Origin of the sequence: Brotaphodocola sp., assembly GCF_050873365.1 — a bacterium.
Taxonomy (GTDB): Bacteria; Bacillota; Clostridia; order Lachnospirales; family Lachnospiraceae; genus Brotaphodocola.
In genome coordinates, this window is the sequence record NZ_JBNMIQ010000007.1 from 107,316 (window position 1) to 132,622 (window position 25,307).

18 protein-coding genes are annotated in these 25,307 nt (G+C 49.0%); 12 read left to right on the forward strand and 6 right to left on the reverse strand.

What is annotated here, in order from left to right:
• Positions 1-346: 346 nt before the first annotated feature.
• The 5 genes from ACR0QT_RS05520 to ACR0QT_RS05540 all read right to left on the reverse strand — a co-directional run bounded on the left by ACR0QT_RS05520 (position 347) and on the right by ACR0QT_RS05540 (position 5,080).
• Positions 347-1,210, reverse strand: a complete 864-nt coding sequence (locus ACR0QT_RS05520) for a putative ABC transporter permease (RefSeq protein ID WP_432629854.1) — start codon at positions 1,208-1,210, stop codon at positions 347-349.
• A 677-nt stretch (positions 1,211-1,887) separates the two neighbouring features.
• Entirely contained in the window at positions 1,888-2,553 is a 666-nt protein-coding gene (locus ACR0QT_RS05525; RefSeq protein WP_432629855.1) for an amino acid ABC transporter permease, read from the reverse strand.
• Position 2,554: 1 nt separating this feature from the next.
• Positions 2,555-3,262 (reverse strand): amino acid ABC transporter permease, encoded by a 708-nt coding sequence (locus ACR0QT_RS05530; protein ID WP_432629856.1) that lies wholly within the window; start codon positions 3,260-3,262, stop codon positions 2,555-2,557.
• A 3-nt stretch (positions 3,263-3,265) separates the two neighbouring features.
• On the reverse strand, positions 3,266-4,180 hold the full coding sequence (locus ACR0QT_RS05535; protein ID WP_432629857.1) for a transporter substrate-binding domain-containing protein: 915 nt from the start codon (positions 4,178-4,180) through the stop codon (positions 3,266-3,268).
• Positions 4,181-4,357: 177 nt separating this feature from the next.
• Positions 4,358-5,080 carry an ATP-binding cassette domain-containing protein gene (locus ACR0QT_RS05540; RefSeq protein ID WP_177978087.1) on the reverse strand — a complete coding sequence of 241 codons (723 nt, stop codon included), beginning with the start codon at positions 5,078-5,080 and terminating at the stop codon, positions 4,358-4,360.
• 568 nt (positions 5,081-5,648) lie between these two features.
• Here ACR0QT_RS05540 and thrC point away from each other — a divergent pair.
• The 7 genes from thrC to ACR0QT_RS05575 all read left to right on the forward strand — a co-directional run bounded on the left by thrC (position 5,649) and on the right by ACR0QT_RS05575 (position 17,293).
• On the forward strand, positions 5,649-7,136 hold the full coding sequence (thrC, locus tag ACR0QT_RS05545) for a threonine synthase (protein ID WP_432629858.1): 1,488 nt from the start codon (positions 5,649-5,651) through the stop codon (positions 7,134-7,136).
• Positions 7,137-7,448: 312 nt separating this feature from the next.
• Positions 7,449-8,312 carry a class II fructose-1,6-bisphosphate aldolase gene (gene fba / locus ACR0QT_RS05550; RefSeq protein WP_177978085.1) on the forward strand — a complete coding sequence of 288 codons (864 nt, stop codon included), beginning with the start codon at positions 7,449-7,451 and terminating at the stop codon, positions 8,310-8,312.
• 298 nt (positions 8,313-8,610) lie between these two features.
• Positions 8,611-10,728, forward strand: coding sequence for a glutamine synthetase III (locus ACR0QT_RS05555; protein WP_432629859.1), 2,118 nt, complete (start codon positions 8,611-8,613; stop codon positions 10,726-10,728).
• A 292-nt stretch (positions 10,729-11,020) separates the two neighbouring features.
• Positions 11,021-12,007, forward strand: coding sequence for a glycosyltransferase family 8 protein (locus ACR0QT_RS05560; protein ID WP_432629860.1), 987 nt, complete (start codon positions 11,021-11,023; stop codon positions 12,005-12,007).
• The gene (locus ACR0QT_RS05565; protein WP_432629861.1) at positions 12,004-13,104 is read left to right on the forward strand and encodes a glycosyltransferase family 2 protein; all 1,101 of its coding nucleotides are present in this window, start codon (positions 12,004-12,006) and stop codon (positions 13,102-13,104) included. The genes ACR0QT_RS05560 and ACR0QT_RS05565 overlap by 4 nt, the downstream gene beginning before the upstream one ends.
• Entirely contained in the window at positions 13,101-13,985 is an 885-nt protein-coding gene (locus ACR0QT_RS05570) for a glycosyltransferase family 2 protein (protein ID WP_432629862.1), read from the forward strand. The genes ACR0QT_RS05565 and ACR0QT_RS05570 overlap by 4 nt, the downstream gene beginning before the upstream one ends.
• Before the next feature lie 50 nt (positions 13,986-14,035).
• Entirely contained in the window at positions 14,036-17,293 is a 3,258-nt protein-coding gene (locus tag ACR0QT_RS05575; RefSeq protein WP_432629863.1) for a response regulator, read from the forward strand.
• Positions 17,294-17,465: 172 nt separating this feature from the next.
• Here ACR0QT_RS05575 and ACR0QT_RS05580 read toward each other — a convergent pair whose 3' ends face one another.
• Positions 17,466-19,151: a L,D-transpeptidase family protein gene (locus ACR0QT_RS05580; protein WP_432629864.1), complete on the reverse strand. Its 1,686-nt coding sequence runs from the start codon at positions 19,149-19,151 to the stop codon at positions 17,466-17,468.
• Between the two features lie 180 nt (positions 19,152-19,331).
• On the opposite strand from ACR0QT_RS05580, the gene ACR0QT_RS05585 reads away from it, so the two are divergent.
• From ACR0QT_RS05585 to ACR0QT_RS05605, 5 genes are all read left to right on the forward strand, one after another.
• Positions 19,332-20,312: a glycosyltransferase gene (locus ACR0QT_RS05585; protein WP_432629865.1), complete on the forward strand. Its 981-nt coding sequence runs from the start codon at positions 19,332-19,334 to the stop codon at positions 20,310-20,312.
• Between the two features lie 86 nt (positions 20,313-20,398).
• Positions 20,399-21,850, forward strand: coding sequence for a lipopolysaccharide biosynthesis protein (locus tag ACR0QT_RS05590; protein ID WP_432629866.1), 1,452 nt, complete (start codon positions 20,399-20,401; stop codon positions 21,848-21,850).
• Between the two features lie 475 nt (positions 21,851-22,325).
• Positions 22,326-23,396 (forward strand): ATP-grasp domain-containing protein, encoded by a 1,071-nt coding sequence (locus tag ACR0QT_RS05595; protein WP_432629867.1) that lies wholly within the window; start codon positions 22,326-22,328, stop codon positions 23,394-23,396.
• 46 nt (positions 23,397-23,442) lie between these two features.
• Entirely contained in the window at positions 23,443-24,567 is a 1,125-nt protein-coding gene (locus ACR0QT_RS05600; RefSeq protein WP_432629868.1) for a DegT/DnrJ/EryC1/StrS family aminotransferase, read from the forward strand.
• 17 nt (positions 24,568-24,584) lie between these two features.
• Positions 24,585-25,280 (forward strand): glycosyltransferase family 2 protein, encoded by a 696-nt coding sequence (locus tag ACR0QT_RS05605; protein WP_432629869.1) that lies wholly within the window; start codon positions 24,585-24,587, stop codon positions 25,278-25,280.
• Positions 25,281-25,307: the final 27 nt, after the last annotated feature.

Sequence of the window (25,307 nt, forward strand, 5' to 3'; positions counted from 1 at the left end):
GTTGAGATAGTGGGATGATGGGGCGTTTTTGTTTTCGGGCGGTGGCTCCGCTTGCGAGATAAATCACGCAAACTCGTTCTCACTCCGGGTTCGACGTAGCGGTGCATAAGGTCGCAAAGTACGCGACCTAAGCACCGACGTCTCACACGGGTTTGCTTAGATTTTCTCGCGCTCCGCCAAGCGAAGAAAATGGATGTCGTAATTTAGAAAAGCATAGGAATCTTTGGTAATATATTTGTGTTATCAAAGAGAGATTTCACCCCTATTTGGAAAAACACGGAATTGATAGGATTGATTATAAATTTCCAATCAGACCATGCCGTTTTTCTATGATGGTACACGAGTTTTATAAATTTTCTAATGTACTACGCAATTCCTTCAGTGCGGAAGCAAAACGACGGGAGATGGCACCCGGGTTTCGACGAAGGATTGCAGGAGTGCGTTTGCCAATGCGTGTTTTGAGAATATCGCGCTTTTCGTTCAGCTGTTTGGACAGTTCCTGAATTCTTGCCTCGAACTCTTCTTTCTTGAGATTTATATTCTCATAGTGAAGTTCGGCAGACTCGACGACGGAATCGCGAACATTCTCTTTGATGCGATGAATTTCCTGAACTGTCTCAGCACGCAGAAGAGCGATCTGAACCTGCATATCTTCAAGCTCGGCACGCAGTTTGGTGATCGATTCGAGGGCACGGGCAAGATCGAGAGCCTCTTTCGTGGACTGGAATGTATCGTATCCGAAGAGAATCGTTGTTGTAATCAGGAATCCCCATTCTGTGTGAGGTTTGATCTCAAGAACAGCTTTTGCGATCGGTGGATGAATCACTTCTGTCATAAAAATGGTCAAAAATCCCCATGCAATCGAGGAGGTCAGGCAGATGTATCCGTGCAGATTAAACTTCTGATTGCTGTAATCCCAGTAACGTACTTTAAATAAACGTTCCATCGCCCATCCGGTGATGTATTCAAGAACGGTGGCTCCGATTACGCCTGAAAAATAGACGGCGATCAGGCTGTTTCTTACCGGCAGGGAGACCCACAGCATCATCACGGCTCCGGTTCCATAGAGAGGGAGCATCGGGAGACGGAGAAAGCCACGGTTGACAAAATGCCTCTGTTTTAGAGAAACGTAGGTGGATTCAAAAATCCATCCGAAAAAGCAATAGACGTAAAAGAACGTCAGCCAGTGGTACCAAGCGTAAGTATACATGACAGTGAGTCCTTTCTAAATGTAAGATAAGAAGCCGGTATTGAGTCCTTGAATTTAAGTCGACGTTTGTAGAGACTTGATGCGTGATTTTGGTCAGCTTTGCTGATATCTTCCCATCAAAATCACTGTGCATCCGCTCGGCGTCATATGGATTCTGGTTGTAGATAGGCGACGGAAGGCGGGAAAGTTCCTGCAAACCCGTTGGAAACGCCGGTGTTTAGGTCGCGTATTTTGCGACCTTATGCACCGTTGCGTTGGAAGTCGGAGCGCAAGCGAGTTTGCAGGACTTTACCCGCTGGAGGAGCCGTAACTTCCAGACCGATGCACTCCTGGGGTTGATTTTCTCAGGACTTTTACCCGCTGGAGGAGCCGTAACAGCAACCAACCATAACAGTGACTCTAATCGCAATCATAACAGTAACCATGCTTATACCTATACCACAGAGTCATACTTCTTAATTTTTCTTTTTCGCACATTATACCATAAAAGCAGGCAATCAAAAAGACAGATGTTAGAGCGTGCCTGAAAATTCATATTTCAAACATGCTCTAGCATCTGTCTCGAACAAAATTCTGCATTTTTTATAAACAGAAGCATCAATGATTTACACATTCATAATGGTTTATACATTTATGTAGTTGTTTATTTGGTTTGATTATGCAGTCTGGCATCCACTCTACGCAGTCGCCTGAATCCGCTTCTGGTAAAACCGCACGGCGCAGGATAAGGAGAAACAGATTGCAAAATAGCAGAGTGCGATGAACGCATACAGGGTTGTGATCTGTGCAGGACTGCGCAGGGAACCCATGACAATACTGCTGTTTCGCATAAACTCGGCAATGTCGACTGCTTTCAGGAAGGAAGTATCCTTGATGATTGTGATGACCTGAGAGAGCAGTGCCGGGATGATGCTCTTGAATGTCTGCGGGAGAACGATGTAGACCATCGTCTGCCAGAACGTGAAGCCCTGGGAGGCAGCTCCCTCAAACTGTCCCTTCGGAACGTTGTTTAAGCCTCCGCGGACGATCTCTGCAATCACAGCAGTTGTGAACAGCGTGCAGGCGAAGATTGCCTTGACGGTCGGATCACCCTGCATCGTGAATCGAATCCAGAGAATCCACAGGATGTTCGGGGTACAGCGGAAAAACTCGATGTAGGCTCCGACGAGGCGGGAGAGGATCGTCAGCTTTCCGGTACAGAAGTGGCGAACCATTGCGACGAGTGTGCCGAAGAACAGACTCAGAACAATCGTGCATGCGGAAATCAGGATCGTCGTCAGAAGTCCCTGCATCATAAAGAGAAGATTGGATTTCGTAAAGATGGATGCAAATACCTCAGCCATTTTATGCCACCCCCTTCATTTTTTTCGGAACCGGAGTGCGCTTAGCGCGGATCTCCAAGTAGCGGGAGAGCTTAGCGATCGGAAAGCAGATGACAAAGTACAGGAGAGCACACGGCAGATATGCCTGTACGAAGTATCCGAGATCACTGCCCCAGGAATCCGCATGGTACATCAGATCCATTCCTGCGATCATTGCAAGGACGGAAGTATTCTTCACAAGGTTGAGTGCCTGGTTTGCAAGCGGTGGCATGATCATTTTGAGCGTCTGCGGAAGAATGATGTAGCGCATCGTCTGAATGTAGGTGAAACCCTGAGAATATGCGGCATCAAACTGTCCTCTCGGCACAGCCTCGATACCGGTTCGGATGACTTCGGAGATGTAGGCACCGTGGTAGATGCCGACGCCGATGACACCGATGATGAATTTCGGAACTCTTCCGCCGATCACGAACGGCAGGCAGTTATAATAGAAGAAGACCTGCACGACGAGAGGGGTGTTCTGGAAAAATTCCACATAGATTCTCGCGATGATATTTAAGACTTTTACTTTCACGGTGGAACACATTCCGAAAATGACACCTAAGGCAAGCGCCAGCAGGAGACCTGCCAGCGCTACTTTCAGTGTCATGATAAAACCGGGTATGTATTCCTCCGGGAGGACTTCCATGAATGCCTCCCAGCCTTTTACGTTAAACAGTTCTTTTATCATGAGTTATTCGATTCCCCAACCTTTCATCATTTCATCCATCTTGCCACTGCTCTTGAGATCATCGACAACGCCGTTTACCAGCTCTGCAAGTCCCTTGTTGTCGAGCTTGGAAGCAACGCCGTACTCCTGCTCTGCGAAACGATCCGGAAGAAGGGTTGTGGAGTCATCGTTGTATCCTGCAAGGATTGCGCGGTCAACAGAGAAGACATCGATGTTCTTAGCGGCAAGGGCAGCTGCCAGAGACGGATAACCGTCAAACTCCTCAAATTCCGGCTTTACATCGATGTTGTTTTCCTTGGTGTACTCACCGAATGCCTTTGCAGTCGTGGAACCCTGAGAAACACCGATGATCTTGCCGTCAAGGTCGTTGATTGACTCAATGCCGGAATCCTTCAGAACGAGGAGACCAACTGCGTCTGTATAGTATGGGTCAGAGAAATTCCATTTTTCTTTGCGCTCCGGAGTGATTGTGTAGGTTGCGATGACCAGATCAACCTCACCGTTGTCGAGAAGCGGTCCTCTTGTCTTTGCGGTTACACCCTGGAAAGCGACGAGATCCTTGTCCTTTGCCTCGTCAGCGGTGCATCCAAAGATCTCTCCTGCGATCTCGTAAGCCAGATCAACTTCCACACCTTCCATCTTTCCGGTTTCCGGATTCTGGTAACCGAACTTCGGAACATCGACTTTCGTTCCGACTTTCAGTTTGCCGGCATCGATGATCTTCTGAACATCAGCGGTGGTGTCTCCAGATGCGGAGGAGTTGTCAGCAGAGCTTCCCTCGGTAGCAGTTGCCGTGGTATCAGCGGGAGCGGTTGTGGAAGCACTGGAATCGGAACCGGAGCATCCGGTCAGTACAGTTGCCATCATCATAGCAGTAGCAAAGAGAGCGGTACCTGTCTTGAACATGTTCTTTTTCATAATTGTTTCCTCCTCAAAAAAAGTTTCTGTGACTCATTTCTATACAAAAAGACTCCCTGACCTGATTATTCCTGCATATCTATGTATGTGGTATATTTTGGAAAATCGTCGAAGGAGCCTTTGTGTTAGCAGTAATATTAAGAAAGCAAAATCGGCGCCATCGTTTCTTGTTATTGTTTAATGAAGAATCTTGCTTAAGAACGCCTTGGTGCGCTCGTTCTCCGGATTCGTGAAGAAATGCTCCGGAGTTCCTTCTTCTACAATATATCCGCCGTCCATGAAAATGACGCGGTCAGCAACCTGTCTTGCAAATCCCATCTCGTGGGTGACACAAACCATTGTGATATTTTCTTTGGAGAGTCCGACCATAACGTCGAGAACTTCCTGAACCATCTCCGGGTCGAGAGCGGAAGTCGGCTCATCGAAGAGGATCAGTTTCTGCTTCGTGCAGAGCGCCCGGGCAATCGCCACACGCTGCTGCTGACCACCGGAAAGGTTCTGAGGATAGGCGCCGGCCTTGTCGGCAAGACCAACGCGCTCAAGATATTTCATAGCCGTCTCTTCGGCTTCTTTTTTCGGAACTTTCTGCAACTTGATCGGTGCCAGAGTCAGGTTCTGAAGAACTGTCATATGCGGATACAGATTAAACTGCTGGAACACCATCGAGGAATACTTTCTTGCCATCTCACCGCGGTTTTTCTTTGTCATTAGCTGATCGTTGATGTAAACCTCACCGGCGGTCGGCTCCTCTAAGTAGTTCATGCAACGAATCAGAGTGCTCTTACCGCTTCCGGACGGTCCGATGATAACGAGCTTCTCGCCCTCCTCAACAGTCAGATTGATATTCTTTAAAACCTCCAGGCTTCCGTAGTTCTTTTTCAGGTTCTCAACTTTTATCATAATCTCTGCCACCTTTCTATGAGATAATCATCAAAAGTTCCATTTGCGCTTTCGCGATAGAATTTAGAGAAGAGAGAATAAGAAAAAGGCACTCGAACATGCCCCCAGTTGCGGGGGATGCCGAGCGCCTTTGCTCCTCTGATCTATGTTGCATTTCTGTTTGAATTGCTTTTTTTGCATTATATGCGCCAAAAATCGAAAAGTCAATAGGTTTTTTGAAAAAATACAATTTTTAGCTTGTTTTTGCCACAGGTTTTCGATTGTGATACTTTATTAAATTAAATTTGTGAAGGTGTAGAGTGCGAAAATGCGAAGGAGAACGACGGCAGAAAAGAAATAGGAAAAAAGGGTTCTGTTGAGAGAAGGCTCGAGCCTGATTTTATGACAAAAAAACGACGTACTTGAAGTCTTGCACCATTTCCATAAATATGTTACACTCTTCGCAAAGGTCAGCATATAAAGACCCAGATTTTGTTGCTGTGCATGCAGGGAACAGATCAGATTTTGCTCGTTGCTGGGAGCAGTAACCATTCAGAGACATTCAGAGAAGAGAGAAAGGAAGATACCCATGAATTTATCTTATCAGAGCACACGGGGCGGAGAGAGCGGTCTGACTGCTTCTCAGGCGATTTTGAAAGGTCTTGCAGATGACGGCGGTCTGTTTATGCCGGTGGAAATCCCGAAACTGGATATTCCGCTGAAAGAACTCTACGGGGCAACCTATCAGGAGACAGCTTATCAGGTAATGAAGCTGTTCTTCACCGACTTCACGGAGGAGGAGCTTCGCTACTGCATCAATCACGCTTACGATGAGAAGTTTGATACCGAGGAGATCGCACCGCTTGTAAAGGCAGATGGTGCTTATTATCTGGAGCTTTTCCACGGAAAGACGATTGCATTTAAGGATATGGCACTCTCGATTCTTCCGTATCTGATGACGACATCCGCAAAGAAGAATCAGGTAAAGAACGACATCGTGATCTTGACGGCAACCTCCGGTGATACCGGAAAGGCAGCACTCGCAGGTTTTGCGGACGTTCCGGGAACGAGAATCATCGTATTCTACCCGCAGGGCGGTGTCAGCCGGATTCAGGAGCTTCAGATGGTGACCCAGAAGGGAGACAACACCGCAGTTGTCGCAATCCACGGCAACTTTGACGATGCTCAGACCGGAGTGAAGAATATTTTCGGAGACAAGGATTTTGCAGAGCGTCTTGCAGGCAAGGGCTTCCAGCTCTCCTCCGCAAACTCGATCAACATCGGTCGTCTCGTTCCGCAGATCGTGTACTATGTCTATGCATATGCGAAACTCGTGAGCAATGAGGAGATCGCAGACGGCGATCCGATCAATGTGACGGTTCCGACCGGAAACTTTGGAAATATTCTGGCTGCCTACTTTGCAAAACAGCTCGGCGTGCCGATCAAGAAGCTGATCTGCGCTTCCAACGATAACAAAGTACTCTACGATTTCTTCCAGACTGGAACGTATGACAGAAAGAGAGAGTTCATTCTGACGACTTCCCCGTCTATGGATATTCTGATTTCGAGCAACTTGGAGCGTCTGATCTATCTGAGCACCGGATGCGATGCAACTGCAACGGGAACTCTGATGAAGGAGCTGAGCGAGAAGGGTGCCTACACGGTAACTGACGCACAGAGAGACTTCATGAAGGATTTCTGCGGTGGATATGCGACCGAGAAGGAAGATGCAGACGAGATCCGTCACGTCTACGAGGAGACCGGCTATGTGATCGATACGCACACCGCTGTCGCAAGTGCAGTTTGCAGAAAGTACCGCGAGGAGACGAAGGACAATACTCCGACCGTGATCGCTTCGACTGCAAGCCCGTACAAGTTCGCACACAGCGTTATGGAGGCGATTGCAGGCGAGCAGGGTGACCGCGATGAGTTTGCGATCGTGGATGAGCTGAGCAAGACGGCGAATGTTCCGGTTCCGCAGGCAGTTGAGGAGATCCGTACCGCACCGATCCGTCATACAAGAGTTTGCGACCGCACCGATATGGAGAAGGAAGTCGCAGAGATTCTCGGATTATAAGAAATACGGTTGGTTCGTATAAGAAATACTAAGAAATACGGTTAATCAGCGGTTAGTTTAGAAAAAATACTTCATAGAAAAAATACCTTTTTGGCGATTTGAAAAAATTCGGAAAAGCGAATCCTATTGCCAAAAAAATAACGAGGGCTCTTTTCAAATCACAAAAAATGTATTATACTATGGGTATGTTTTTGAAAAGAAAATATGTAACTGTGGGGATACATTAAGAAGGTATGAAACAGTTGTTACAGTTCATGCGTTATGCAAACTGTAACGAACAGTTACAAAATATCATGAATGGAGGATGGAATCATGTTAGTATCTGCAACAGAAATGCTGAAAAAAGCAAAAGAAGGGCATTATGCAGTAGGACAGTTTAACATCAACAACCTGGAGTGGACAAAGGCAATCCTGGCTACGGCTCAGGAGATGAACTCCCCGGTAATTCTGGGTGTTTCCGAGGGTGCCGGCAAGTATATGACCGGATTTAAGACCGTAGCACAGATGGTTAAGGCAATGATCGAGGAGATGAACATCACCGTTCCGGTTGCTCTGCATCTGGATCATGGTACCTATGATGGTTGCTACAAGTGCATTAAGGCTGGTTTCTCCTCCATCATGTTCGACGGTTCCCACTATGCAATCGAAGAGAACGTAGAGAAGACCAAAGAGCTGGTTAAGGTTGCTCATGCAATGGGACTGTCCATCGAGGCTGAGGTTGGTTCCATCGGCGGTGAGGAAGATGGCGTTATCGGTATGGGCGAGTGCGCAGACCCGAACGAGTGCAAGGCAATCGCAGATCTGGGCGTTGACTTCCTGGCAGCAGGTATCGGCAACATCCACGGAAAATATCCGGCAAACTGGAAGGGCTTAAGCTTTGAGACTCTGGCAGCTGTTCAGGAGAAGACTGGTGATCTTCCGCTGGTTCTGCACGGTGGTACCGGAATCCCGGCTGATCAGATCAAGAAGGCAATCTCCCTCGGCGTTGCAAAGATCAACGTAAATACCGAGTGCCAGCTGGCATTTGCTGCTGCTACCCGTAAGTACATCGAGGAAGGCAAGGATGAGCAGGGCAAGGGCTTTGACCCGAGAAAACTGCTTGCTCCGGGCGCAGAGGCAATCAAGGCAACCGTAAGAGAAAAGATTGAACTGTTTGGTTCCGCAAATAAGGCTTGAAATTAGGGGTCGGACTTAATAAAATAAACTTCTGACGGGAAAAGAAGAAAATCGTGAAAAAGTGCTTGCTTTTTCTGGTGAGATAGGTTATTTTAATAAAGAACGATGGCGTTCTTCTTATAAGAAGGAGGGCGCCATCTTTTTTTATACAGGATATACAGAAACAATGCAGATTTATTCATTTTTCATTTTCTGCGTGATTTCATGAGGAACGGAAGGGTGTTCAAACCCGGTATGGACTGTATGAATCATTGAGGAGATCCGGAATGGAAATTCAAAGGAGAGGAAGGAAAAATTTATGAGCGAGATCGTAAATATGTCTGAAGTGTTCGGCAAGAATGTCTTTAACGAGACTGTAATGAAAGAGCGCCTGCCGAAGGCCGTATTCAAGAAGCTGAAGAAAACCATCGAGGATGGTACGGAACTGGATCCGTCTATCGCTGATGTTGTTGCTCATGCAATGATGGATTGGGCAATCGAGAGAGGAGCAACTCACTATACACATTGGTTCCAGCCACTGACCGGCGTTACCGCTGAGAAACATGATTCCTTCATTTCCGCTCCAGATTCCGAGGGAAGAGTCATCATGGAGTTCTCCGGCAAAGAGCTGATCAAGGGTGAGCCGGATGCATCTTCGTTCCCGTCCGGTGGTCTTCGTGCTACATTCGAGGCAAGAGGATATACCGCTTGGGATTGTACTTCTCCGGCATTTTTAAAGGAGGATGCAATCGGTGTGACCCTGTGCATTCCGACCGCATTCTGTTCTTACACCGGCGAGGCACTCGATCAGAAGACCCCGCTTCTTCGTTCGATGCAGGCGATTGATGAGCAGTCCCTGAGAATTATGAGATTGTTCGGCAACACCACCGCAAAGCGCGTGGTTCCGTCCGTAGGACCGGAGCAGGAGTATTTCCTGGTTGACCGTGCAAAATATTTACAGAGAAAAGACCTGATCTACACCGGTCGTACCCTGTTCGGTGCAATGCCTCCGAAGGGTCAGGAGCTGGATGATCATTACTTTGGAGCAATTCGTGAGAGAATTGGTTCTTATATGAATGAGGTCAATAAGGAGCTGTGGAAACTCGGCGTTACCGCTAAGACCCAGCACAACGAGGTTGCACCGGCACAGCACGAGCTGGCCCCGATCTACGATCAGGCAAACCTTGCAGTTGACCACAACCAGATGGTTATGGAGACCTTAAAGAAAGTTGCTGGTCGTCATGGAATGTCCTGCTTGCTTCATGAGAAGCCGTTCGCAGGTGTCAATGGTTCCGGTAAGCACAACAACTGGTCCCTGACTTCTGATGATGGCGTGAACCTGTTAAGCCCGGGCGAGACCCCGCACGAGAACATCCAGTTCCTTCTGGTTCTGGCATGTATCCTGAAGGCTGTTGATGTTCATGCAGATCTGCTTCGTGAGTCCGCAGCAGATGTCGGCAACGATCACCGTCTTGGAGCAAACGAGGCACCGCCAGCAATCATTTCCGTATTCTTAGGCGAACAGCTTGAGGATGTCATCGATCAGCTGTGCAGTACCGGTGAGGCAACTCACTCCAAGAAGGGCGGTACCTTAAAGACTGGCGTTGCAACTCTTCCGGATCTGGATAAGGATGCAACCGATCGTAACCGTACTTCACCGTTTGCATTTACCGGAAACAAGTTCGAGTTCCGTATGGTTGGTTCCGCAGACTCCATCGCTTCTCCGAACGTAGTTCTGAACACGATCGTTGCAGAGGCATTCAAGGAAGCAGCAGACGAGCTGGAGAAGGCAGATGACTTCGATACCGCTGTTCATGATATGATCAAGAAACTGCTCAGAGAGCACAAGCACATCATCTTCAACGGCAACGGTTACTCCGATGCATGGGTTGAGGAGGCTGAGCGCCGTGGTCTGCCGAACATCCGCTCTATGGTAGATGCAATCCCGGCACTGACGACCGAGAAGGCAATCAAGCTGTTCGAGTCCTTCAACGTATTCACCGAGGCAGAGCTTCAGTCCCGTGCAGAGGTTGAGTACGAGGCTTATGCAAAGGTTATCAACATCGAGGCAAAGACGATGCTCGACATGGCAGGCAAGCAGATCATTCCGGCAGTTATCAAGTACACCACCGAGCTGGCTGAGTCCTTAGGCAAGGTAAAGAGTGCTTGTCCGGAGGCTGATACCAGCGTACAGACCGAACTGCTTACCGAGACTTCTGCTCTGCTGTCCGATATGAAGGTAGCACTGGCAGGTCTGGCAGATATCGTTGAGGAGTGCGAGGGCATGGAGAGCGGAAGCGATCAGGCTCACGCTTACCACGACAAGGTAGTTCCGGCAATGGCTGCTCTGCGTGCACCGGCTGACAAGCTGGAGATGATCGTGGACAAGGATCTGTGGCCGTTCCCGAGCTATGGCGATCTGATGTTCGAGGTATAAAAGATCAGATATTTGTTTTATAAATATGGGTTCTTCTTTTGAGAAAATAAAAGTTGTTGGTTGTGCAGTGCGCTGGCAGTGACAGATGGATGTTGCGGTTCGTGCATGGCATGAACGATGACGGCTAGACGGCGGTTCCGCAGGAGATGGCGGGACCGCCGTTTACTTTTTTTCATGAATATTGTATGATAGAAATAGTGTTACTTATAAAGAAATTTTTCTGGATCATTTAAAATAATGATGAAATTGATGAAACTGGAAAATAAGATCTGAGGAATCTGAGGAAAAAGGAATGAATGTAGTTTATGCGTCAAATGACGCTTATGCAAGGCATTTGGGCGTGTCGATGTATTCGCTCTTTGACCGAAATCAGGAGGTTGAGGAGATTGAGGTCTGGGTGCTGTCGATGGCGATTTCAGAGGAAAATCAGGCGAATTTAAAAAAGATTGCCGATCAGTATCGTCGTAGATTAAATTTTGTGGAGCTTGATGACCTCAGGCAGAAAATCGGCTTTGAGGTCGAGACCGGGGCTTATGACATCAGCATCATGCTTCGCCTCTTTGTCGGGGAAGCCTTGCCCGAGAGCGTTGAGCGGGTCCTCTATCTCGACTGTGACACTGTGGTTGCTCAGCCACTCAAGCACCTTTGGAAGACGGAACTTCATGAAAATGTGATCGGTGCGGTGATGGAACCGACGATCTACCCGGAGGTGAAAGCTTCGATCGGGCTTGACAATGACGAGCCGTATTTCAATTCCGGGGTTCTGCTGATCAATCTGAAAAAGTGGAGAGAAGAGGGGGTTCAGCAGAGACTTCTCGATTTCTGGAAGGAGAAGGGCGGAAAACTTTTTGCGAGCGATCAGGATGTGATCAACGGGGGACTTAAGGGGCAGATCCAGGTGATTTCTCCGCGGTATAATTTTTTTACAAATTACCGCTATTTCTCCTATCAGACGCTTGTGCGTCATGAACCTGCGTATCAGGCGGTGAAGAGGGAACAGCTCACAACGGCGAAACGTCACCCGGCGATCATTCACTATATGGGGGATGAGAGACCGTGGATTGCCGGAAACAGAAATCATTACCGCAAGGCGTATGAGTTTTATCTGGAAAAGACACCATGGGCGGGAAGTCCAAAGGAAAAGGGAAAAGAGCGTTACATGCTCGCCTATCATTTGATGGATTATGTGACCGCGGTTTGTCCGGCAGTGCGCTGGGCGATCAGCCGTCAGATGGGAATGAAGTTTGTGGAAAACAGAAAGAGAGAAAGTGAAAAATGATTACGGTTTTGATGGCAACCTGGCAGGGAAAAAAATATCTGGAACAACAGCTTGACTCGATTTTGGCGCAGACCGTGCCGGTGCGGATTGTGATTTCGGATGACGGGTCGGATGACGGAACACGGGAACTTCTCGAGCGCTATGCCGAGTGGTATCCGAAACAGATTGTGCTTCATCACCACCAGACTCCGCAGGAGCGCAAAGCGGTGATGTTGCAGAAATCAGAGGGAAAGGGCAAACAGAGAATACCGGCATCAGCACAGAATTTCTTCTCGTTGATGGAGTTTGTCGATGAGGAGGATGAGAGCGATTATGTGATGCTCTCCGATCAGGATGATGTCTGGTTCAACGACAAGGTGAAAGTGCTTGCCGGCAGAATGCGCCAGATGGAGAGACAGATGGGAGAGGAGATCCCGATTCTGATTCACTCGGATATGGAGGTTGTGGATGAGGATCTCGCTCCGATTGCCCCGAGTTTCTTTGAATATCAGAACTGTCATCCGGAGCGCAACTCGTTTGCTGAGGTGCTGATTGAGAATCCGGTGACGGGCGGAGCCTGCATGATGAACCGTGCACTCTTGCATCTTGTGGCAAAAGCACCGAAGAGCTGTTGCATGCATGACTGGTGGATCGCGCTTGTCGCCTCGTGTTTCGGTGTGATTAGCTGGGGCGAGGAACCTCTCTATCAGTATCGCCAGCATGAGGACAATGTGCTCGGCGCGCAGAAGAAGGGACTGCTTTTGGCGCTTGAGAGCCGAAAGGGACGGGGCGAGGAGATTGCCCGCGCATACGGACAGATCTTTGCACAGGCGACTGCGTTTGGTCATCGTTTCTGGAAAATGATGACACCGGAGCAGAAGAGCACGCTTCGCGCATTTTTGGCACTTCCGTATCAGTCTCCGGCAGGTCGCGCAAAGAACATCCTGCACCATCATTTCTGCAAGAATTCCCGGATTCAGACGCTTGCGATGTGCGTGACGATCCCGAAGATGGCGGGGGGACAACTCTCGCTTGACCGTCTTGAGGCACAGGGCCAGAGAGCACAGAAAGACCGTCCGATTCCTTGGAAAAGGGAGAAGGAGGACGAATCCCTGTGAATGGAAAGATGAAAATTTGTAGTGTGATTCTGAATTATAACGATGCCGAGACGACGGAACAGCTCGTCCGCCTGATCCATGAGTATGATGTGCCGGAGGAGATCGTGGTCGTCGATAATGCGTCGACCGATGATTCGTGGGACCAGCTCAAAGGTCTGGAAGATGAGAAAGTTCATGTGATTCGCTCGGAGAAAAATGGCGGATACGGAGCGGGAAATAACCTTGGCGTCCGCTATGCGGTCGAGCACTGTCAGGCAACCCATGTGCTGATCATGAATCCGGATGTAACGATCGCGGAGGAGACGATCATTCGGATGTTGAAACTTTTTGAGAAGCATCCGGATATCGGCGTGATGAGTGCGCGGATGTACGACGTCACTTACGGGGAAATGACGGGAGGCTGGCCACTGCGCGGATATCTGAGACAGCTTCTTGCGATGGGGCCGGTCAGCCGTCGTCTGTTTGCGCCATTTCTCGAGTATTCCAAGTCGTATTTTGAGGAAAAAAAGGCAGTTGCGGTCGATGTCGTCCACGGCTCTCTGCTGATGATTGACGCAGAGCGTTTTCTCGAAGCCGGGGGATATGATGAGGGGATCTTTCTGTATCAGGAGGAAGATGTGCTCGGATGGAAGATGAGAACGATGGGACTTCGCACGGTCTTACTGCTCGACCGAAGCTACGATCACGCACATTCGGTGTCGATCAGCAAGTCATTTTCGGGGCAGATTGAGCGTCAGCGTCTTCGTGAACAGAGCGTTCTTTATTATATGAAGAATTATCTGCATATCGGTCGAGTTCAGGAGTGGTTTGCAAAGGTATGGTTTTGGGGAATCCGGATGGAAATTCGCACGGCACAGATTTTCAGTCAAAAAGAAAAATAATGATGTGGGGGACAGACAGGGGGTGCGATATGATCTGGGATGGAGAATGTATGGATAGGGTTAAGACAAAATTGCGCAGGTATGGATGTTTTTTGCTCTGTGTTATGATGATTTTTTCGCTGTTGCCGATGAGAGCAAGTGCGGAAGAACATGCAGGAGAAAACAATGATTCCAAGATTGTCCGTGTGGGCTGGTATGAGGATTCCTATCACATCACCGGCGCCAATGGCGGTCGAAGCGGGTACGCTTATGAGTACGAACAGGCGGTAGCCGGTTACACCGGATGGCAGTATGAGTATGTAAAGGGAAGTTTCGGCGAATTGGTGGGAATGCTCGAAGACGGGGAAATCGATCTGATGGCAGCGCTTTCCTACACGGACGAGCGCGCACAGAAGATGCTGTTTTCCGAGTTGCCGATGGGTCAGGAAAAATATTACCTGTACGCGGATCTCACGAAAAAAGATATTTCGATGTCGGATCTGTCGACTCTGAATGGCAAGAAGGTCATTGTCATGGAGGACAGCATTCAGGCGACGCAGTTTGCTGAGTGGGAGAAAGAGCATCGGATCAAGACACAGCACATCAATATTGACAGCATCGATCGGGCAATGGAGCTGACAGGAAAGCACGAGGTGGACGGGGTAATCTCCACGGAAACTCCGATCTGGGTTGAAGCCGGAATGTCTGCGATCGCCACGACCGGAGGCTCCGGTATTTATTATGGAATCAACAAGAACCGCCCGGATCTGAAGGAAGAGCTGGACAATGCGATGCGTTCGATGGAGTATGACAAACCGTTTTATTCCGATGATCTTTACAAGGAATACCTTGCCGCGGAGTCCGTGGCAGTTCTCTCCACGGAGGAGAAGGAATGGCTGAAAGAGCATGGCGCGATTCTGGTCGGATATTTGAAGGATGATGCCGGAATCAGCTCTTTGCAGGCGGAGACCGGAGAGATCGTCGGTGTGATCAACGATTACATTTCGTATGCGACAGACTGTCTCGGAGATCATGCGCTGGAGTTTCAGTTGGTGGGATTTGACTCTCAGGATGATGAGGTGCAGGCATTAAAAGATGGCAATATTGATATGATTTTTCATACTGCACAGAATCCGAATATGGCGGAAGAAAATAATTTTTCTCTGTCTAATACTGTCTGGAACACGAATCTTGCGGTAATCACGACAAGCACGTATTTTGATGAGAATGCGGAGAATACAATCGCCGTTCCGAAAGACAAACTTGCGTTGAAATGGTACATTTCCTATAACTATCCGCAGTGGAAAATCGTAGAGTATGACACGCAGGAGAATGTTCACAAGGCTGTGCGAGGTGGCGAGGCAGACTGTTTTGTTGTCCGCTCAAGCCGGGTCGCAAATTATATCAAGGACAGCAAGCTTCACAGTGTTTCCCTGATGAAGCCGGAGAACGTCTCTTTTGCGGTGAAACGTGGAAATTCGATTTTGATGTCCGTCTTGAACAAGACGTTGAAATCCATGCCGAGCACGATGCTGACAGGAGCTTTGTCCATGTATGACAACCGTTCAAGAAAAGTCACGGTCATGGACTTCATCAAGGACAATCTGATTGTGGTAGCAACGACCTGTATTTTGATCTTTCTCCTTATTCTGTTCATCATTCTCGGATTTTTGAAAAAGTCTCTGCGCGCAGAGGCAAAGGCGAAAGAGGCGGTTGAGCAGTCTCAGGAGCTGAATGAAAAATTGCAGAAGAGTCAGGATGATTTGAAGACCGCTCTGATGCAGGCGGAGAGTGTCAACTCGGCAAAGACGACGTTCTTAAACAACATGTCGCACGACATCCGCACCCCGATGAATGCGATTATCGGCTTTACCTCTCTTGCCGCCTCGCACATCGATAACAAGGAGCTGGTGAAAGATTATCTGAAAAAGATTGGCACTTCGAGTGAACATCTGCTCTCCCTGATCAATGACGTGCTTGACATGAGCCGAATTGAGAGCGGAAAAGTGAAGATTGACGAGAAACCGCTTCACCTTCCGGATCTGCTTCACGACCTCCGCACAATCATCCGTCCGTCTGTCGCCTCGAAACAGCTCGATTTCCTGATCGATACGGTTGATGTGGTGGACGAGGATATCATCGCGGATAAGCTGAGACTGACGCAGGTCATCCTCAATATTTTGAGCAACGGCGTAAAATACAACAAAACGGGCGGTGTGCTAAGCCTGAGAGTCAAACAGGAGAAGAAGGCGCCGAAGGGCTGTGCAACCTATCATTTTATTGTGAGGGATAGCGGAATCGGCATCAGCAAAGAGTTCCAGAAGCATATCTTTGAGAACTTTTCGCGTGAGGAGACAGCAACGGTCAACTGCATTCAGGGTACGGGTCTCGGTCTTGCGATCACGAAAAAGATTGTTGAGATGATGGGCGGAACGATCCATCTTGAGAGCGAGGAAGGGGTCGGCAGTGTGTTTGATGTCTGCCTGACCTTCCGGTTGAATGGGGAGAAGAAAATCTATAAAAAGATCGATTCCTTGCAGGGACTTCGCGTTCTGGTTGCAGATGATGATACCGATACCTGTTTGAGCATTTCATCGATGCTGACAGAGATTGGAATGCGTTCTGAGTGGACAGTTTCCGGCAAGGAGGCGGTGATCCGTGCAAAACATGCGGTGGATATGGGCGATGAGTTTTATGCCTATATCATTGACTGGCTGATGTCGGATATGAATGGAATTGAGACTGTCCGCCGTATCCGAAGAGTGATTGGAGACAGCAGTCCGATCATCATTCTGACTGCTTATGACTGGTCGGATGTGGAGGAAGAGGCAAAAGAAGCCGGCGTGACAGCCTTCTGTGAGAAACCTCTGTTCTTGTCGGAACTCAGAGATATTCTCACAAAACCGATGGAGATCAATAAGCCGAAACCGGAAGACGAGATTCAGATTCCGGCAGGAAAGAAAGTCCTTCTGGTCGAGGATAATGAGCTGAATCAGGAGATTGCCTATGAGATTCTCACGCAGGCGGGACTCAGCGTAGAGGTTGCAGGAGATGGAACGGTTGCTGTGGAGAAGATGGCAACGTCCGGACCGGGACAATATGATCTGATTATGATGGATATTCAGATGCCGATCATGAATGGATATGAGGCGACGAGAAAGATTCGTGAGATGGAAGCACCGCATTGTAAGACGATTCCGATTATCGCCATGACAGCAAATGCGTTTGAGGAGGACCGGGAACTGGCAAAGGAAGCCGGAATGACCGGCTATCTGGCAAAACCGATCCAGATCGACAAGATGTTAAAAGAGATCAGTTCTTTCTTATAGGATTCTCATCTAATAGGATTTTCATAGAAAGTTTTTAATCTTAATAGTAAAAAATGGCTACCGCAGATTTGTGCGATAGCCATTTTTGTTTGCTGTTTTTGCTTGTCGTTTTATGTTTTATATTTTATGATTCCTGTTTTTTAATAGCCGTTTTATGATCGCTGTTTTCGGATTACTGCTGAGCGAACTTTGCAAGGATCTGCTGAGTTGCCTGAGCAATGCCTTCCTCGGTGACGTTCGGGTCAGTCGGATCCCAGGTCTGCTCAAACGGAATCTCTTCCTTGATTGTCGGACGTTCGAACGGTCCTGCGATCTCACTGTTGTACACGGTAACAGTCGTGCCGATCGGGCAGTGGTCGTAAATCCACTTTGCATCTCCGCTGACAAGACGGATACATCCGGCGGAACGGGCGATTCCCATGTTGTTGTATGTACTTGCCCAAACGGAATAGGAGTTTGGAGCATCGTAGATGATCGAGTGAAGCAGGATCGGGAGTCCGGCGCCAAGGCGGGTTGCATACTGCGTGTAAACGTCGTGGATCATCAGTCTCCAGCGGTATTTCTCCGGAGTCTTGAACGTACCGATCGGAGTATCATCGCCGACGGAGGTCAGGAAGGACTTGACCGGAATGATGTAGCCGTTTCCGCCATCCTGAGCATATACGGTTAAGCAGTTCATCTCTTTGTTGACTTTAAGAAGGTACGGACCGTCGCTTCCGAGAACAGACTCAACATCGGTCAGAAGTTTTCCATCTTCCTGGAAATAGTACTTGAGACCGTCGATGTACTGCCATCCGGTTACCGGAACGGAGTCCTTAAAGTAGTAGCGGTCGCTTCCCTGCCAGCCCCAACCGGTGTAGTTCGAGCCGTCGCCGTGGATGTATCTCATTGCGCCGTCAACGATCTGGATGCCGTCTGCATGGTCGGAAACGAGAGCATTTGTCGTGTCGAGAGCCTCTGCTCCGTTTGTGCCCTTGCGGAAGAATGCGAGGCGGTAGCCGGTGATGAAGAGTCCCTTGTTCATCGAACCGGCACTCTCACCGTTCTTCGCCCATCCGGTCTGGGTGCCATCACTCAGGATCGTGGAGTAGTAGATGTCGAACTGATCGCCGACGATTCCTGCGAAGCGGTACTGGATTGCCTCAACCGGGATCGGATTTGCGGCACCGGCGGTCTGCTGACCATTCATCGCCCATCCGGTCCATCCGGTCTGAGAGTTGTAGGTGCGGTAGAGAAGATCTCCGTGGATGTTCTCAAGGAAGGTGGAAATAGAGCTGAATCCTGCGGAAGCGCCCTCAATCTGCTGATCGTTGACATACGGGTTTGACCAGGTCATTCCGTCTGCGATCAGAAGAACGGTTGTCTGTAAATGCGGTTCGCGCTGAGGAACTTTTAACGGGTTGTTGGAATCTTCCTGAGCCTCTGCCTCTGCGGCCGCGCGCTCTGCCTCGAGTTCTGCACCCTGAGCGTCGGTCAGAGCATTTCCATCGGAAGAAACTTCAGAGGAAGCGGAAGTTTCGGTGGAAGTGGAATCCGTGGTGGTGGAAGTGTCCGTCGTGCCACCCGGTGCATTTGTGGTCACACCATCCGGAGTTGCCTCCGTGGTGGAAGCAGACTGGGTCGGCATGCCCGGACCGCCGGTTTCCACCTGAGTAGATCCTGCATGGATCGTTCCACTCGTCTCAGCTGTGGCACTTGTTGTCTCTGTGGTTTGCTCCGTGGAAGTGCCTTCCGTGGTTGAACCAGGGGCGTTGAATGTTATGGTTTCGGCGAATGCCGGGAAAACAGATCCGACTGCAAGGATGCCGGAAAGCATCAGTGCGAGACCGGATTTTTTGCATATATGTTTTTTATACATGAGAAAATCCTCCTGAAAAATGAATTCATATACATTGTTAATCTAACACAAATGAGAGGAAAATTCCATATTTGATTTACAATTTATGGGGGATATTGTAAAATACAAGGGATTAGCAAGAAAAATGTAAGGATATTGTAACGGTTAACCCGTGAATGATAATAGGACGGAAAAGAAATCATGAATTCAAATAAAAGGGAGATCATGGTCAGCATCTGCTGTATCACCTACAATCAGGAGGCGTATATTCGGGATGCTCTGGATGGATTTATCAAACAGAAAACGAATTTTCAGTGGGAACTTTTGATTCACGATGACGCTTCGACAGATCGCACGGCTGAGATCATTCGGGAGTATGCAACGCGCTATCCGGACCGGATTTTCCCGATTCTTCAGACAGAAAATCAGTACTCGCAGGGACTCACGAACATCAGTGGAACGTTTAATTTCCCGAGAGCGAGAGGAAAATATATCGCGATGTGCGAGGGAGACGATTACTGGACCGATGAGACAAAACTCCAGCGTCAGGTCGATTTTATGGAGGCACATCCGGGATGTTCGCTCTGCCTGCACAGCGCAAAAGTTGAGGTCCAGGGAAAAGCCATAACGGAACACAGGATGCGTCCGTATCGCAGAAGCAGGAAGATTCGCCCGGAGGAGATTATTGACAAGACTTCGGGGTATCCGACGGCGTCGCTGATGTTTCGTCGGAGTATGGTCGAGCATCTGCCGGACTTTTACGTGAACGCTCCGATCGCGGACATTCCGCTTCAGCTGATGAGTGCGGATCGCGGATGGGCATACTATATGGATCGGTGTATGTGTGTCTATCGCCTCGGCGGTTCGGCATCGTGGACGACGCTGATGAAACAGGGCAATTATGAAGAAAAGCAGAGAAATTACGCCCGCGCGATGGAGGAGATGTACCGCGGATTTGATAAGGAGAGCGGAGAACGGTTTCATCAGATTGTGGAGAGGGCCTCGGCGCGGATTCGTTTTCTGACCTGGGTCAACACGCGCAAGTATGAGAAGGTATTTGATCGGAAATACCGTCGGTTTTACCGGGAACTCAATCTGAGAACGCGGTTCTTCATCCGGTTCGAGACGATGGCACCCGGTCTTTATGCGATGTTGCAGAAACGGTTTCACCGGGCAGAGTAAAGGTGAACCAGAAAAACGAGAATTAAGGAAAGACAGCGATTGTGGATTCTATCGTGTCGAGACCGCAGGGAATAAGGAGTTTTGGTGTGGCAGAGACAGAAATGAAACAAAAAGTAGTGAAGGGACTTTTCTGGAAAGTCCTCGAAAATGGAGGCGCGCAGGGCGTACAGTTTGTGATTGCAGTGATCCTTGCACGCCTTTTGAGTCCGGCGGAGTACGGAGTCGTCGGAATCATTTCCATTTTTATTGTGATTGCAAATGTGTTTGTCCAAAGTGGATTCAGCACGGTTCTGGTGCAGAAACGTCATGCAGATGAGCTGGATTTTTCCTCGGTCTGCTATTTTGAGCTTGCGATGTCGGCGGTCATGTATATGCTTTTGTACCTGTCGGCGCCGGTGATTGCCGGATTTTATGAGATTGATCATCTGACTGAGATTGTGAGAGTGCTCGCGGTGGTATTGTTTCCGGGCGCAGTGATCTCCGTTCAGACTTCCTATGTGTCCCGAAATATGGAATTTCGCGGGCTTTTTCTTTCTACCCTGACGGCATCGATTATCTCCGGCGCGATCAGCGTTGCGATGGCATATCTGGGATTTGGCGTCTGGGCGATGGTGTGGCAACAGATCACCTATTATCTGGCGTTGATGATTACATTGTTCTTCACTGTGACATGGAGACCGAAGCTGTGCTTTGCATTGTCTAGGGTGAGGGAGATGTTTTCGTTTGGATGGAAACTTCTCTGTGCCTCCCTTCTCGACAATGTTTTTAACAATCTGTATGGACTTTTGATCGGAAAGATATATAATGAAGAGTTACTGGGAAGCTATAACCGCGGAGAACAGTTTCCGAAACTGATTGCGACGAATCTCGGGGCGGCGATTCAGGCGGTGCTTCTGCCGGCATTTGCGGAAAAGCAGGAAAACCGCGAGCAGGTTCACCAGATGATGAGAAGGGCGATCCAGCTGAGTTCCTTTGCGGTGATTCCGATGCTTCTTGGAATGTTTGCGGTTGCGGATACGTTGGTTTTGGCACTGCTCGGGGAGAAGTGGATGATCTGTGTGCCGTTTCTTCGGATCATGTGTATCTCGTATTGTTTCTGGCCGATTCACATCGCGAATCTTCAGGCGATCAATGCGGTCGGGCGCAGTGATATTTTCCTGAAACTTGAGATTGTGAAGAAACTTCTGAGTGTGGTGGCGCTCGTGATTGGCATGCAGTTTGATGTCTATGTGATGGTGTGCTTGAAAGCCTTTCAGGATTTTCTCTGTACATTTATCAATGCAGGTCCGAACAAGAAACTGCTCGGATACAGCGTTTTGCATCAGTGGATGGATGTGATGCCTCCGGTTTTGCTCTCGGCAGTGATGTGCGCGGGGGTTATGGCACTCGGAACCTGGATGGGAGCGATGTCCGTGTGGATCAAGCTCGTGATTCAGATTGTGGCGGGAGTTGTGATCTATGCGGGGCTTGCATGGGGATTTAAGTTAGAGAGTTTTCGGTACCTGTGTGGGATGATTCAGAAGCGCAAGGGTGATTAGCTTGGGCTTGGTTGTTGATTTGGCGTAGAGATAGTTGGAGTGAGTTTTAGGGATAGTGTTAGTTCATTGATTGAGCGCCAGTGACGAAGATTTCAGAGTGATTAGTTTATCGAGATTGTTAGTTTGTTTATTGGGCGCCAACGGCAGAAGGAAGCCCTGCAAACTCGCTCTCGCTCCGGGTTCGACGCAGCGGTGCATAAGGCTGTAAAGGACACAGCCTAAGCACCGGCGTCTCACACGGGTTTGCAGTGACTTCTTCGCCTTATGGCGCTTACTCAAATTGATTCGAGTTATTTGTTACTTATTAGTTAGGCTGGGGATGATTAAATTCAGGTCGACGCTCACGGAGACTTGGCGCGTGATTTTGGTCAGCTTTGCTGACATCTTCTTATCAAAATCACTGCGCATCCACTCTGAGTTATAAATGAAAACAAGCGAAATCATATAGACATAAATAAGGAAGGACAGATAGAAAATGGAGATGGCGAGAGAGGATGAGAGAAAGACCGCATTGGTGACGGCGATCGGATCATTTTCTGCGCGAGAGGTGATTGCAGGGTGCAGAAGAGAGGGACTGCGTGTTATCGGCTGTGATATTTATCCGGCAGAGTGGGTTGCAGATTCCGCGGATGTGGATGTGTGCTATCGGGCGCCTTATGCGACGGATGAGACTGCATACCGCGCGTTTCTTGCGGAGGTTTGCGAGAAGGAGCATGTAGATTTCGTGCTTCCTCTGACGGATGTCGAGGTCGATGTTCTTCAAAAATGGAGAATGGAGTCCATGGATGCGACGAAAGAGTATGAGGTGACGGCAGAATTTGCCCCGCTTCATGCTGTGCTCTGCATGTCCGGAGTCGAGACGATTCGCCTGTGCCGAGATAAGGAGAAGATGCAGAATTTCCTGTCGGAGCGCGGACTTTGTCGGACAATCCCGGGCAGAGAACTTGCTGAGGTTGTGGAGGCGGAGGCAGATTCTGCTTATGAAAATCTTAGCTATCCGTTGGTTATCAAGCCGGTTGACGGGCGAAGCAGTCAGGGACTGGCGCGTGTGAAAAATGCCCGACAGATGGCGTATGCGGTTCAGGAATGTGTGGAGCATGGCGGTCGTTTTCTTGTACAGCCGATGATTGACGGAAGTGTGGTGACTGTCGATGTTGCCCGCGATCCGAAGAGTGGAATCACTTCGGCGGTTGCGCGCAGGGAGCTTCTGCGGACGCTAAATGGTGCCGGAACATCGGTCTACGTCTATCACGATGAGATGCTTGAACAGGAGTGCCGCGAGATTGCAAAGGCACTTGATATCTGTGGATGTGTGAATTTTGAGTTTATCGATACTGCGTGTGGGGAAGGAATGGAGGAAAAGAACCGATATCGTTTCCTTGAGTGCAACCCGCGTTTCTCGGGGGGAGTTGCGTTTTCCTGCATGGCGGGCTATGATATGATTCGGGCACATCTGGCATGTTTTATGGGAAAAACACCGGAAAAACCGGTTGTTGTGGAGAATCAGTATATTGCCAGACGCTACACGGAGTATCGGATGAAATAGAGATCGATGATAAAGAAATTGGCTCGAAAAAAGGAGGAAGACTTGCATGGAAAAGCATGAGCAGGCGGTGATGGTGACGCGCTCATCGATGCCACCGCTTGAGGAATATGTCGAGATGCTCAAACCGATCTGGGAGAGTGCTTGGCTGACGAATATGGGCGCTTATCATGAGGAATTGAAACAGAAACTTAAGGAGTATCTGGATGTTCCGCAGTTGGAGCTTTTTGTGAATGGACACACGGCGCTTGAGCTTGCGATTCAGGCGTTTGATCTTGAGGGTGAGGTCATCACGACCCCGTTCAGCTTTGCTTCCACGACGCATGCGATTGTGCGAAATGGTCTGACGCCGGTATTTTGCGACATCAATGAGACGGATTATACGATGGATGTGGACAAGATCGAGGAGCTGATTACGGATAAGACGTGTGCGATTGTTCCGGTTCACGTTTACGGAAATCTCTGCGATGTGGAGCGGATTAAGGAGATCGCAAAGCGCCACAATCTTCGTGTGATCTATGATGCGGCACATGCATTTGGAGAGACTTGGAAGGGACGCGGGGTGACCCAGTTTGGAGATGCATCGATGCTGAGTTTTCATGCGACGAAGGTTTACCACACGATTGAGGGTGGAGCAGTCGCTTTTCATGAGGACTGGTTGAAGGATCGTCTCTATCAGCTCAAGAATTTCGGAATCACCGGATATGAGAGTGTCGAGTATGTCGGAGCAAATGGCAAGATGAACGAGTTTCAGGCAGCGATGGGACTGTGTAATCTGCGTCACATCGACGGGGAGATTGCAAAGCGAAAAGCCCTTGCAGAGCGTTACCGCGAGAGACTTTCGGGTGTGCCGGGAATTCGTCTCTGCCCTCAAAATCCGGATGTTCGATACAATTATGCTTATATGCCGGTGGTGTTTGAGGGATATGGTGCAGATCGCGACGAGATTTTTTCCGCGCTCAAGGAGAACAATATCTTTGCGAGAAAATATTTCTACCCGTGCATCAATGATTATGCGTGCTATCGTGACCGTTTCAGTGTGGATGACACGCCGGTTGCAAAGCGGATTGCCTCGGAAGTGCTGACTTTGCCGTTGTTTGCAGATCTGTCGATGGAGATCGTGGATGAGGTCTGCGACGTGATTCTGAGTTTTCAACGGGAGAGAGAAGGGTGACAGGAGAGAAAATTGAGATGAGAAATAAGGTACTGGTGATCATTCCCGCTTACAATGAGGAAGCGAATATTGAGATGGTTGTCGGAGAGCTTGAGGAGAAGTATCCGCAGTATGATTATCTCGTTGTGAATGACGGGTCAACCGACCGGACGGAGGAGATCTGTCGGGAACATGGATACAATCTGCTCGATCTTCCGGTCAATCTCGGACTTGCCGGATGTTTTCAGGCGGGAATGAAGTATGCCTATTATCGGAAATACGCCTATGCGATCCAGTTTGATGGGGATGGACAGCATCGTCCCGAATACATTGAGCCGATGATGCAGAAGATGAAAGAGGGCTATGACATTGTGATCGGAAGCCGGTTTGTGAATCAGAAGAAGGATTTTTCCTCCCGGATGATCGGAAGCCGACTGATTGAGGGCGCAATCTATCTGACGACAGGAGTCAAGGTCGCTGATCCGACCTCCGGCATGAGAATGTTCAGTCAGAAAATGATCCGCGAGTTTGCGCTGAATTTAAACTATGGTCCGGAACCGGATACCGTTTCCTATCTGCTCAAACAGGGCGCAAAGATTGCGGAGGTGCCGGTAAAGATCGCCCCGCGTGCGGGCGGAGAAAGCTACTTAAAGCCGATGGTTGCCGTCAGCTATATGTCGCGGATTCTGATTTCGATTCTGTTTATCCAGAATTTCCGCAAGAGCAAGAGATAGAAGAAATAGAGGAAAGGATTTTCCCTT